At 40.5% G+C, this 11903-nt stretch carries 12 protein-coding genes and 3 tRNA genes; all 15 read left to right on the top strand.

What is annotated here, in order from left to right; genetic code table 11:
- Window positions 1–46 precede the first annotated feature (46 nt).
- The 15 genes from tolB (at window position 47) to CXF81_RS09490 (ending at window position 11895) form a co-directional block, all read left to right on the top strand.
- Entirely contained in the window at window positions 47–1432 is a 1386-nt protein-coding gene (gene tolB, locus CXF81_RS09420) for a Tol-Pal system beta propeller repeat protein TolB (protein WP_198556367.1), read from the top strand.
- Between the two features lie 31 nt (window positions 1433–1463).
- Window positions 1464–2039 carry a peptidoglycan-associated lipoprotein Pal gene (pal, locus tag CXF81_RS09425; protein ID WP_101181111.1) on the top strand — a complete coding sequence of 192 codons (576 nt, stop codon included), beginning with the start codon at window positions 1464–1466 and terminating at the stop codon, window positions 2037–2039.
- Between the two features lie 6 nt (window positions 2040–2045).
- Entirely contained in the window at window positions 2046–2873 is an 828-nt protein-coding gene (gene ybgF / locus CXF81_RS09430) for a tol-pal system protein YbgF (RefSeq protein WP_101181112.1), read from the top strand.
- A 144-nt stretch (window positions 2874–3017) separates the two neighbouring features.
- Window positions 3018–3093, top strand: a tRNA-Lys gene (locus tag CXF81_RS09435).
- Between the two features lie 29 nt (window positions 3094–3122).
- Window positions 3123–3198 (top strand) — tRNA-Lys (locus CXF81_RS09440).
- A gap of 148 nt (window positions 3199–3346) precedes the next feature.
- Window positions 3347–4405 (top strand): quinolinate synthase NadA, encoded by a 1059-nt coding sequence (gene nadA, locus CXF81_RS09445; protein WP_101181113.1) that lies wholly within the window; start codon window positions 3347–3349, stop codon window positions 4403–4405.
- A 48-nt stretch (window positions 4406–4453) separates the two neighbouring features.
- A tRNA-Ser gene (locus tag CXF81_RS09450) sits at window positions 4454–4543 on the top strand.
- 166 nt (window positions 4544–4709) lie between these two features.
- Window positions 4710–5951, top strand: a complete 1242-nt coding sequence (locus CXF81_RS09455; protein WP_101181114.1) for an integrase domain-containing protein — start codon at window positions 4710–4712, stop codon at window positions 5949–5951.
- Window positions 5952–6057: 106 nt separating this feature from the next.
- The gene (locus CXF81_RS09460) at window positions 6058–6567 is read left to right on the top strand and encodes a hypothetical protein (protein ID WP_101181115.1); all 510 of its coding nucleotides are present in this window, start codon (window positions 6058–6060) and stop codon (window positions 6565–6567) included.
- Between the two features lie 103 nt (window positions 6568–6670).
- Window positions 6671–6931 (top strand): AlpA family transcriptional regulator, encoded by a 261-nt coding sequence (locus CXF81_RS09465; RefSeq protein ID WP_101181116.1) that lies wholly within the window; start codon window positions 6671–6673, stop codon window positions 6929–6931.
- A gap of 1 nt (window position 6932) precedes the next feature.
- A complete protein-coding gene (locus CXF81_RS09470; RefSeq protein WP_101181117.1) occupies window positions 6933–7298 on the top strand; it encodes a hypothetical protein in 366 nt (121 codons plus the stop codon).
- Window positions 7295–8185: a toprim domain-containing protein gene (locus CXF81_RS09475; protein WP_101181118.1), complete on the top strand. Its 891-nt coding sequence runs from the start codon at window positions 7295–7297 to the stop codon at window positions 8183–8185. Before CXF81_RS09470 ends, CXF81_RS09475 begins: the two co-directional genes overlap by 4 nt.
- Window positions 8182–9516 (top strand): primase-helicase family protein, encoded by a 1335-nt coding sequence (locus CXF81_RS09480; protein WP_101181119.1) that lies wholly within the window; start codon window positions 8182–8184, stop codon window positions 9514–9516. Before CXF81_RS09475 ends, CXF81_RS09480 begins: the two co-directional genes overlap by 4 nt.
- Window positions 9517–9753: 237 nt before the next feature.
- Window positions 9754–10359 (top strand): hypothetical protein, encoded by a 606-nt coding sequence (locus CXF81_RS09485; RefSeq protein ID WP_101181120.1) that lies wholly within the window; start codon window positions 9754–9756, stop codon window positions 10357–10359.
- A 63-nt stretch (window positions 10360–10422) separates the two neighbouring features.
- Entirely contained in the window at window positions 10423–11895 is a 1473-nt protein-coding gene (locus tag CXF81_RS09490; protein WP_101181121.1) for a DUF5677 domain-containing protein, read from the top strand.
- Window positions 11896–11903: the final 8 nt, after the last annotated feature.

Genomic DNA, 11903 nt, shown 5'->3' on the forward strand with positions numbered 1-11903 from the left:
ACAGTTATTTAAATCAATAATACCAACTAGAGGATTGTCTAAATTCATGACAACTTGGATATTCAAATTTAGCAGCAAACAAGTAACGATAATGGCAGCCGCTGTCCTATTATTTTTTAACTTTCAACTGAACGCCGCTACTAATGAAATAATCATTACCGGTGGTATTGAGTCTGCACGCCCAATTGGTGTGGTGCCGTTTAAATATTTAGGCAATACATCTTTGCCAGAAAATTTAAGCGAAGTTGTCGCTTCTGATCTCCAGCGCAGTGGTAAGTTTAATCCCTTGAAGTTGTCATTAATGCCCCAGTTTCCAACCACAGATACTGAAATAAACTATGCTGCGTGGGCACAAAAAGGCATTGATATGGTGCTAGTCGGAAGTGTTGAATCAACAGGGTTGAACCAGTTTTTAGTGACTTTTGAGCTGGTTGATGTTTTGCGTGCGCAAGCAACAGGCGGACAGGCCAAAACGCTCGAGAACGGAAAATTGGTCATGACACGTGACCACGTTATCGAAAAACGCACCAAAACAATTAATGGCAGTGATTTTCGTCAATATGCTCATATTATCAGTGACATTGTATATGAAAAGTTAACCGGTCAGAGAGGCGCTTTCTTAACACGCATCGCTTATATCAAAGTGTTAGATCGCGATACCAACCCAAAACCATATCGTTTAGTCATAGCCGACTACGATAATGTAAATCCAACAACGTTATTGTCATCTCCCGAGCCTTTAATGTCGCCAACATGGTCGCCAGATGGCAACACTTTGGCTTATGTGAGTTTTGAAAATAAACGCTCGCAAATTTATTTACAGGATATTTATACGACAAGTCGCACAAGATTGACCGATTTTCCTGGCATCAATGGCGCGCCAAATTTCTCACCTGATGGCAAGAAGCTAGCAATGGTGCTGTCTAAGGACGGTAATCCAGAAATTTACATAATGGATTTACAAACTCGAAATTTAACTCGGATCACGCGAAATAGAGCAATTGATACAGAGCCTTCTTGGACGCCAGATGGAAAAAGCTTGATATTTACTTCGGAACGGGGTGGTAAACCGCAGATTTATCAAGTAAATTTAGCAAGCAACCGAAAAAGTAGGCTAACTTTTGAAGGTGAGATGAATTTAGGCGGTGCTATAACCCCTGACAATTCGCAATTAGTTATCGTAAATCGCACCAGAGGTGATTATCATATAGCTAAGCAAGATTTAAAAAACGGTGACATGTTGGTGCTGACGAATACTTATCTGGACGAGTCGCCCAGTATTTCGCCGAATGGAAGTATGATAATATATAGCGTGCTAGAGAATGGAAAACCAGCATTAGCATGGGTTTCACTTGACGGACGCTTCTCGTTTAAAGAACCAGTGGCTGATGGGGAAGTTAAATCTCCTAGTTGGTCGCCGTTTTTACTGTAAATTGAATTTTAAAATATAATAAGGATCTAGTATGTTGAACAAAAACGCACTTAAAACGCTTTTGATGGTTGTGCCTTTAGTAACCCTAGCGGCATGTAAGTCTGGCCCAACAGATGCAGAACTTGAAGCTGAAGCGAATAGCCAAGCAGAAGCTGCTGCACAACAAGTTGCTGATGCACAAGCGGTCGCTGATGCTGAAGCGAAGCGTGTTGATGTTGCTAAAGCTGATGCTCTTCAAAAAGCCAAAGATATGTTCGAAAGTGAAAAAGCCACGTTGGTTGCTCAAAACGTTGTTTATTTTGACTTCGACCAAGCATCAGTTAAATCTGACTTTCATTCAGTACTAGATATGCATGCTGCATTCCTAGTTAAGAACCCAGGACAGTCAATTGTAGTCGAAGGTCACTGTGATAACCGCGGTACACCAGAGTACAACATTGCATTAGGCGAACGTCGTGCACAATCTGTAGAGACATACTTGATGAATGCAGGCGTAAGCTCTGCACAAGTATCAGTTGTTTCTTACGGTGAAGAAAAACCAGCAGTTCAAGGCGGATCTGAGTATGCATTTGCTCAAAATCGTCGCGGTATTGTGGTTTATCAGTAAGCAATCATGATTAAACCAATTATTGTAGTTGGTCTTATTAGTTTCACAGGCGCTTGGGCTTTTGCTCAAGCGCCTATTGTCGATTTAAATGATCCAAAACAAACTAATCAGGCTCAAAATGCCGCCGCTCAAAATACCAAGGTGCAAAACACGCCTCCGGTCATCACCAATCCGACGGACGTTGCCACTCGCTTGTTGATACTCGAACGCAAAGACCAAAGCCGTGTTGAGGCTCAACAGCGTGTCCAGCAACAACTTGACATGTTACAAGGCGACGTCGATACGATAAGAGGATCTATTGAGCTCCACAATCATCAATTAGGACAAATATTAGAGCGTCAAAGAGAGCTGTATCTTGAGTTACAAAATCGCTTCTCTGATTTATCGGAACAGACAGCATCAGCAGGAAATTCAGTCGGGGTTATTGCGCCAAGCGCACAAGGTAATCGTCCAGCTGGCCAATCTGAAGAGCAGGCTTATCAGTCAGCAGTTAATCTGATACTCAAAGAACGCAACTACGATGACGCTATTCCTGCTTTTCAAGTTTTTTTATCCACTTTTCCAAACTCGAGCTACACCGATAATGCACATTATTGGCTAGGTCAGTTGTTGTTCAATAAACAGGATTGGGATGGTGCAAGGCTGCAATTTGAAAGTGTGGTGAATAAATTTGCTGATTCCCCGAAGCGTGCGGACGCGATTTTGAAGCTTGGTATGGTTGAAAAATCAGTCGGTAACAAGGCAAAAGCAAAGCGTTTGTTCGAACAAGTGGTTGCAGAGTACCCTGACGCAACACCAAGCCGTTTGGCAAATGAACAATTAAAAAGCTTGTAGTTTTTAAACTATGAGCTTTTTGTTTACTTTACATGCAGTTTTAAAGTTAAATCAAATAAATCGTATTTAAAGGTTGCACCGAGTTTCGATTTCAGTATTATATGCCGCCGTTGAGGTAGATAAGCAACGCAGGAAAAGCACATTGGGTCGTTAGCTCAGCTGGTAGAGCAGTTGACTTTTAATCAATTGGTCGCTGGTTCGAACCCAGCACGACCCACCAATTATCTACACCAACCATCCTTTGAAAGTGGGTCGTTAGCTCAGCTGGTAGAGCAGTTGACTTTTAATCAATTGGTCGCTGGTTCGAACCCAGCACGACCCACCACTTCTTTCTTACAAGTCAAAAAATACAAACCGTCATCTAGGTTTACAAACAACCAATTCAAGCTGGTAAATTTGTTAGCACCAATCTGTGAATTCTTGGACGCACTGAGTTATACTACTCGGACCATAACAAATTACACACTTTGCATATGACCCACGCAGTACAATTACAACGCATATCTTATCCTTTTCCAGCTAGGCCTATACCGATAACCTCGGATTATGCTGAGCAACTCAAGTCAGAAATCAGAATACTTCTTAAGCAGAAAAATGCGGTGTTAGTTGCGCATTATTATACCGACTCAGTTATTCAAGCCTTAGCAGAAGAAACCGGCGGCTGTATTTCAGACTCACTTGAAATGGCGCGATTTGGTCGTGATGCACAAGAAAAAACCTTGTTAGTTGCTGGCGTAAAATTTATGGGTGAAACTGCTAAAATTTTAAGCCCAGATAAAACCGTCATTATGCCAACCCTCGAAGCAACCTGTTCGCTCGACTTAGGTTGTCCAGTTAAGGAATTCTCTGCATTTTGCGACGCACACCCAGATCATACCGTTGTGGTTTATGCAAATACCTCAGCTGCAGTGAAGGCTAGGGCGGATTGGGTAGTGACATCAAGCATTGCACTTGAAATTGTTGAACATCTTGATAGTCAAGGTAAGAAAATTATTTGGGGGCCAGATAAACATTTAGGTGCTTACATTCAAAAAGAAACTGGCGCAGAAATGCTCATGTGGAATGGCGAATGCATTGTGCATGATGAGTTTTCAGCGCAAGCATTGCTCAAAGCAAAGCACTTACATCCCGACGCAGCGGTGCTAGTGCACCCTGAGTCGCCTGCTAGCGTGATTGAAATGGCAGACTCTGTTGGTTCTACATCTCAGCTAATAAAGGCTTCTACAGAGCTTCCCAATCAGAAGTTTATTGTCGCCACCGACAAAGGCATTTTTTATAAAATGCAGCAGTTGTCACCAAACAAAGAATTTATTGTAGCACCAACCGCGGGTAATGGCGCTACGTGCCGCAGCTGCGCACTTTGCCCATGGATGGCAATGAATGGCTTAGAGGCTATGAGAGACGCATTGGTGGATCACCAAGGTAAAGAAATCTTTGTAGAGGAAGCATTGCGTCAGCGCGCATTAGTACCACTTAACAGGATGCTTGGCTTTGCCGCTGAATTAAACATGACATTAAAAGGAAATGCGTAAATCAGTACTTGAAAGCTGCCAAGGTTTTCCTTACTATACGCGCCAATTGGAGAGGTGGCTGAGTGGCTGAAGGCGCACGCCTGGAAAGTGTGTTTAGGGTTAAACCTAACGAGGGTTCGAATCCCTCTCTCTCCGCCATACACAGGTTCGATAAGAACCAATAAAGACCCGCAGCCTATATTAAAAAAGGGTTTAGCGGGTTTTTTATTGCCAGTAGCATCCATTGTGAACTTGTAACATCCTATATTTATAGTAACATCATAAGTAACATTTACTTTCTGTTAAATAAATTGGTGTTACTAACATGGCGAAAATCACTAAGCCGTTAACTAATACAGAGGTTAGTCAAGCAAAGCTGAAAGATAAGGAATATAACTTGTCAGATGGTGGGGGGCTTGCGCTTCGTGTTAAACCAAACGGAACCAAAACCTGGCTTTTCAACTACTATCATCCTTATACCAATAAACGAAGTAACATTAGCTTCGGTACTTTCCCAATAGTTAGCCTGAAACAAGCTCGCGATTCCAGAGATGGTTCAAGGGTTTTGCTTTCACAGGATATAGATCCTAAATCCCATCGTGAAAACACTAAACGCCAGTTACAACAGGAGCACTCAAATACTTTACAAAAAGTTGCTACTGAATGGTTTGCTGTTAAAGAAACATCTTTAACACCAGCATATGCTGAAGATGTATTTCGTTCACTGACAAAGCATATTTTTCCGTCATTGGGAAAAACGCCAATAACAAAGGTAAACGCTGTAGACGTAATTAAGGTTTTGAAGCCTTTGTCAGCAGCAGGAAGTTTAGAGACGGTAAAGCGGTTGTGCCAAAGATTAAATCAAATAATGACTTTTGCTGTTAACACGGGCGTTGTTTATAGCAATCCACTAGCGGGCATCAGTAAAGCATTTGAAGCACCGATAAAAACGAATATGCCTACAATTAGGCCTGCTGACTTACCGATTTTAATGAAGGCGTTAAATACAGCTAGTATTAAAATTGTTACTCGATGTTTGATCGAATGGCAATTACACACAATGGTTAGGCCCGGCGAAGCTGCTGGTGCTCGATGGGAAGAGATTGATTTAAATAATAAGCTTTGGGCCATTCCTGCCAAAAGAATGAAAAAGAAGCGAGAGCATATCGTTCCTTTGACAGACCAAGCTATTCAACTTTTGGAGTTAATTCAGCCAATCAGCGGGCATAGGGAATTCGTTTTCCCTGGTGATAGAAATCCTAGACGGCATGCTAATGAATCAACTGCTAACCTAGCATTGAAGAGAATGGGGTTTCACAATAAGCTAGTCGCACACGGCTTGAGATCTCTAGCTAGTACTACGCTAAATGAACAAGGTCATGACGCCGATTTAATAGAAAGCGCTTTGGCACATACAGATAGAAATTCAGTGAGAGGCGCATACAACCGCTCTGAATATCTTGAACGCAGGAGAAGCCTTATGGATTGCTGGTCAAACCATATAGAACAAAATTCTAACGGTAACATGAGCCTGAGCAATGTTAAAACGCTAAGGATAGTTAGATAGCCTTAAATTTCAAATTTGAAAGGTGCGTAATTATCATGGGTATTAATAAAACTTTTGATAAGTTTTTTAAAGCTACAACATGAAAAACCAATAATGGAGTACTGACATGGCGATACACATCGGAGGTGTTCTTGCCTCTCTCAAGATAGTTGAAGGACAGAATACTTATGGAGTGTTGGTTCCTGAAAGGTATCCAGGCGCAAATAAAATTTACGATGACTACTATGCTAAATTTAATAATGTATGCAACAAATCAATCCCCTCAGAAGAACTATTCAGTACACAAGCTGAGATCAGGTTTGCATTGCTATTGAGTTCCGATGGAATTTTACCAGACTCTGTACAGAGAGAGTTGTCTTTGCTAACTATCAAAGCAATGGATGAGGCTATAGGTAAAAAATACGCATTAGAGAAACTAAAAATATCTAAGTCATCATCAGGCCATCAAGGAGTCATCGGTCTGAAATATATTATTTATTCTAAAATATACAATTTGAGAAAAGGTGGGAAGTCATACGAAGAAGCAAAAAACCAAGTTGCTGAACAACACTTTCTTTCACCTGAAACTATCGATAGTCATTATAATGAGATTCGAAAAAAGCTAAAAGAATTATAAGAGGTTTGTCAAGGTGAAAATCAAAATTTGATTTTCACCTTAGAAAAAACACACAAATATTTATCATGGGGACCATTCCAACAATCACCAAATAGATATTTATATGTCCAAAGAAATACATTTCCAGCGTAAATCAGAAGTTTTGAAACGTTTTAGGTTCTCAAAATCAACGTTAGCAAATAGGATAAACGAAGGTACTTTCCTACCAAACTGTGCAATGGGGTTGAGGTCCGTGGTTTGGATTTCATATGAACTTGATGCAATGGCAGCAGCAATAGCCTCAGGCAAAAACAATGACGAAATTAAACAGCTAGTTTCTAGTTTAGTTGAACAACGTCAAGAATTGTCTAATGGGGTGAGATAAAATGAAAAACGCCACTCCAGAAACCCAAAGCAGCGCCTTAACTGGACACGTTAAGTATACCAAAATAAAAGCACCGTTCAAAATAGAACTATGTATTGATGAACTAATTTTTCGTGGTCCTGCCGGCATGATAGAGCTTGAAGCTCTTCAGGCATACGGTGAAACTTGCTTACATTCCACTATATCAAGCTTAGCAAATAGGCATGGTTTAATTATTGATAGAAAAATGGAACCACACAGGCATCGTCGTGGAGGCCTCACGCATTTTACTCGGTATTCATTAGTTGATGAAAAATCAATTGTAAAAGCACGTGACATTCTAACCCACTACTCAAAGATTAGAAATTCAAGGAGGGTAGCCGCATGATTTATTCGCAAACACAGGCTGCCAATGAATTTGGTCTGATAGTGGAACACGTTGTTCAGGATGAAGAGCTACACCGAGTTCCTACAATCTCAAAGCCTAAAAGTAACAATGGGTGGTATATCGCTTTCAATGAACTATTAGTTATGGGGGACTGGCAAACAGGATTAACAGAAACCTTTAAGCAAAATGGTAAGAGTTATACTCAACAAGATCGCCTTAGAATAAAACAAAGTAACGAACTAAGGGGACGCAAAAAAGAACTACTTCAAAGGAAAACTGCAAGGTATGCCAGGCAAACATACGAAGCCGCGGATCAGGCAGCGATACACCCTTATTTAACCGACAAAGGAATCGAGTGTGCTATTGGTTTAAAAGCCACTGGCAGCGAATTGCTCGTGCCGCTAGTTAATTTATCTAGTGGTAACGTGGAAAATTTACAACGAATATTCCTAGATGGTAATAAGCGATTTTTAAAAGGTGGACGAATAACAGGTTCTTGTTGTCCTTATGGCTTTAACGGGTTATCGCTTGTCGAATTAAAAAAGGTTCCTAAAGTACTTATTTGTGAAGGCTACGCTACGGCAGCGAGCCTTTATCAAATGACTCACATACCTGTTTTAGCTGCAATGACTGCCGCGAACTTACTACCTGTGGGTAATGCTATAAAAGAAAAATGGCCCGATGTTAAAATTATATTTGCCGGCGATGACGACTTTTTAACAGAAGAAGCAACGGGTATTAACCCTGGCAAGTTAAAAGCAAATCATGCGGCCAGTATGGTAAAGGGCTCAGTTAGTTTCCCTCCTTTTAATAGTGAAGATAAACGAGCCGGACTGACTGATTGGAACGATTATTACAACGCGATTCACAAGGAGGAAAGGCTATGAATAACATCGTCGAATTTAACCAATCTATCCCATCTACTCAAAACATGATTGACGGTAACACTTTAACAAATTGCGAACTTGAGTTGTTGATTAAAATGAACGAGCAATACTCGCACGTTGTTATTGGGGGTAACCACCGGATTATGAGTTACAAACCATGCCCTGTAGATGGCGTTCGTATGACATTTGAGAGAATAAGTGACTTTCATCATTACTATTCGCACAAACCCAAAGTAGCAAATAAAAACCAAGGGCAGGCTTGGTGCAAGTGGCCAGGTAAAGCATTTTATTCCAACGGAATAGGATATTACCCAAATATACGGAAACTTCCGGACAATATGTTTAATACATTTCAAGGTTTTGGATGTGAACCTAAAAAAGGTGATATTGCGTTAATTCTCAAGCACATTAGGGACGTATTATGCGCTGATGATACTAAGGCATTTACTTACTTCATTGAGTGGTTAGCTCATATTTTTCAAAAGCCCGACGAAAAGCCTACAGTCGCTGTTTTGATGAAATCAGCGGAGGGCACAGGCAAAGGAACTATTTATAAACTCCTTAAGAAGATGCTTGGTTCTAACGCACATCAGGTTAACGGCAGTTATCAAATTATGGGTCGCTTTAATGGGATACTAGCAGGACGTCTACTTATATTTGGTGATGAAATTGATATGACTGAAAAGAAAGTGTTCGACAGAGCTAAAGGTATTATTTCTGAACCTGCTATTAGCCTTGAATTGAAGGGTATTGACCCAGAACCAATTCCTAATATGGCGCGGTTCATTTTTACAGGCAATCATGATCAAGTAATTTCTGCTGGAACGCGAGAGCGCCGGTTTCTTATACTAGAACCTTCTGAGCACACGATAGATGATACTAATTATTGGAAGGCACTTAATAAACAAATCGAGACAAATGGCGCAGCAGCATTTTTATACCACTTAAACAATATAGACCTTAGTACCTTTAACCCATACAAAGCACCAGCAACAAAAGGCTTGATAGAAGAAAAACTCCAAGGATTAAAACCCTTACTAGAATATTTTCATTACGAGCTGTCACTGCTTAAGCCGTTTGATGGTGCCACTCGCATACCTAGTTCTGATTTAAATTATAAATATTGTAATTGGGCGGCTGATAAAAATTTATCTATCAAGCCACTAGGTGCAAAAAGCCAAATAGGCAAATTGATGCAAAAACTAAAAATAAATATGTTTGGTCGCTCAGGCAGAGGAGAAGGGAAATATTACGAACTTCCAGATGCTACTGAATTTAGGACTCGTTTCGCAAAACATTTAGGCCATGAAGTTAATGAAATATTCGATTAACTGACGTTTACCTAAGCCACCTATACCAAGTTGAAGCAGTCCTTATAAGTAAAGGCATTTAGCGGGTATAGGTAATAACGAGTTATTAGATAAGCATGTTTTACCTATACCTTCTATACACTCGGTATTTAAAGGGCTTAAGGAGCTTGGTACAGGTGGTATAGGTATATTAAGAGAAACAACAGAACTAAATTCATTAGTTTACGCTAATAATTTGGGTGAAAAAGGTAAATGAATATGGGTGGCATCGGCTCTGGTACATATCGGAAGTTCAAATCAAAAGCAACGACTGAAGATTTTTTTAGTATTGATTTGCGCAAATTAACCAAGCTCGTTCCCTTTGACCAAAATTGTCAGTTCACGTTGGAATGGCGTAATCGAAATACGGTTAATGCCTCTATTGATTGTCGCTTGATAGATGAGGTATTGGAGTTACATTATTCGATTAGCAAACGTGTTGAGCGAACTAGCGCTGTTGATTACGTCAATATAACCAAAACACCATGTAACTTTGGTGGTGTGCGTCGATGGTTACTTTGTCCAGGCTGCAATAAAAAAGCACTAATCCTTTATATTGCAAGCAACTTCAGGTGCCGTACATGTCACAATATTTATCATACAAGCTCAAACGAAGGGAGTTTATTCAGAGCTACTAGAGCGGTATGTAAGGAGCAAAATAAATTAAATGGAAAACATTTAAAACCGATGGATGGTATCAGCGCAATATCAAAACCCAAATGGATGCGATACAAAACATACGCCAGGTTGAAAGAGGAAACACTTTTGAGGGAGAAAAAATTCAGAGAAGAATATAGAAGAGCTTTTGATCGTGTGTTTATTTAACTTATTCTTATATGATAAGTTGTTAGCTTTCAGAGTCGCACTTCAACATGGATTGAAAATTGAATGCCAAAAAGTAAAAACAAGAGAAATAAATCACGAAGTGGTAAAAATAGGACTTCTCTTCATGATCACAAAAAAGTTGGGAAACAGTTACAGTCGGGGTTTGCTGTAGTGGCTGATAAGGTTACTTTTTCGTCTTGGTCGAATGAAAGACTTCCCGAAATGATTTGGGCTGCGATCATCCGAGTGATTGATGACCAAGATTACGCTATTGAAGAATTCCTAAGAATACTTTCATTCATTGGTGAGCACGGAGAAAAAGAACAGTTTTCAGATATTTCTTTAACTGGCATTTCAAAGCTCCCTGAAGAGTTAAGAGGGCAATTTATTGGGTTTATCTTGGAGAACAAAAAAACCGCATCAGCGCTAGTAGTTTTAAGTTTATTCGATAACTTACCTGCTAGGGAAACATGGGTTAAGTTATTACCTAAAGAAGAGCCCGATATTTCTGTTTTGATGAATGCTGTGGGTTTCAATCTGCCGCATCAGTCTCAAGAAGCTACGGACTGTCGCTGGCTTAAATTGATGGCTCGGGTCATTTCGGGAAAATTTCATGTGCCCCGAGAAACGGCAGAGACATGGTTAGGCTATCCGTATAAGGGTGATCTAAGAGAAATACGACCATTCATTCGAGCCTCGGAATTGGCAGAAAACCCTCTTGTCGAGAGAGATTTGACATGGCCAAATGCTTTTTGGGATGAAGCGTGGAGAAACTCGCCTTGTTTTGCTCTTATGGAAGAAAAAGAGCCAATAATTGCAGAAGCACCTTTTGTCTCTCGGGCTGATGTAACGTCGCTCCTAAATGAAATCGAGTCACATTGGTCTAACACACACTCTACAACCGCTATTGACGCGAGACACGATGCTGTATTTGGTATAACACTTTATGTAATAAGAGTCCTCGACGAAATGCTAGGTGTAGGTATTGGAACCGGTATTCTTGGAAGACTTGGTCTCAGAACAATCCTCGAAGCTCACATTTCACTGAGGTATTTGTTGGATAAAGATGATCCGGAATTATGGAAGAAATGGCGTGCTTATGGAGCCGGGCAAGCGAAATTAAATGCTTTACGATTTGATGAGCTAATGGACCCGCCCAAGCATATTAATCAGAGCACCATTGAAGCGATAGCTGGCGAAGATCTTTGGGAAGAGTTTTTAAACATCGAGCTAGGGAGCTGGAGTGGCTTGGATCTCAGGAGAATTAGCGAAAGAACAGGAGTTAAAGATGCCTACGACGCACACTATTCGTGGACTTCTGGGTATTCACATGGAACATGGGGGCCGGTTCGAGAATCCTGCTTCGAAACATGCGGAAATCCACTTCACAGACTCCATCGCTATCCGAAGCAACAAAGTCTGCCCGATATAATTTCAGATGCTTGCTTGTTGGTTAATTCTATATTGGATGACCTCGATAAATCTTATCCAGGATTTTCTCGCAGAATTACTAATTCAGGTATTGGAGATAAATAAAAAGCTAA

Origin of the sequence: Glaciecola sp. 33A (assembly GCF_002836745.1) — a bacterium.
Lineage (GTDB): Bacteria > Pseudomonadota > Gammaproteobacteria > Enterobacterales > Alteromonadaceae > Glaciecola.

Excerpts from the sequence above, each read along its gene's own strand:
- tolB (WP_198556367.1), top strand. The coding sequence starts at position 47 with ATGACAACTTGGATATTCAAATTTAGCAGCAAACAAGTAACGATAATG.
- pal (WP_101181111.1), top strand. The coding sequence starts at position 1,464 with ATGTTGAACAAAAACGCACTTAAAACGCTTTTGATGGTTGTGCCTTTA.
- ybgF (WP_101181112.1), top strand. The coding sequence starts at position 2,046 with ATGATTAAACCAATTATTGTAGTTGGTCTTATTAGTTTCACAGGCGCT.
- nadA (WP_101181113.1), top strand. The coding sequence starts at position 3,347 with ATGACCCACGCAGTACAATTACAACGCATATCTTATCCTTTTCCAGCT.
- CXF81_RS09455 (WP_101181114.1), top strand. The coding sequence starts at position 4,710 with ATGGCGAAAATCACTAAGCCGTTAACTAATACAGAGGTTAGTCAAGCA.
- CXF81_RS09460 (WP_101181115.1), top strand. The coding sequence starts at position 6,058 with ATGGCGATACACATCGGAGGTGTTCTTGCCTCTCTCAAGATAGTTGAA.
- CXF81_RS09465 (WP_101181116.1), top strand. The coding sequence starts at position 6,671 with ATGTCCAAAGAAATACATTTCCAGCGTAAATCAGAAGTTTTGAAACGT.
- CXF81_RS09470 (WP_101181117.1), top strand. The coding sequence starts at position 6,933 with ATGAAAAACGCCACTCCAGAAACCCAAAGCAGCGCCTTAACTGGACAC.
- CXF81_RS09475 (WP_101181118.1), top strand. The coding sequence starts at position 7,295 with ATGATTTATTCGCAAACACAGGCTGCCAATGAATTTGGTCTGATAGTG.
- CXF81_RS09480 (WP_101181119.1), top strand. The coding sequence starts at position 8,182 with ATGAATAACATCGTCGAATTTAACCAATCTATCCCATCTACTCAAAAC.
- CXF81_RS09485 (WP_101181120.1), top strand. The coding sequence starts at position 9,754 with ATGGGTGGCATCGGCTCTGGTACATATCGGAAGTTCAAATCAAAAGCA.
- CXF81_RS09490 (WP_101181121.1), top strand. The coding sequence starts at position 10,423 with ATGCCAAAAAGTAAAAACAAGAGAAATAAATCACGAAGTGGTAAAAAT.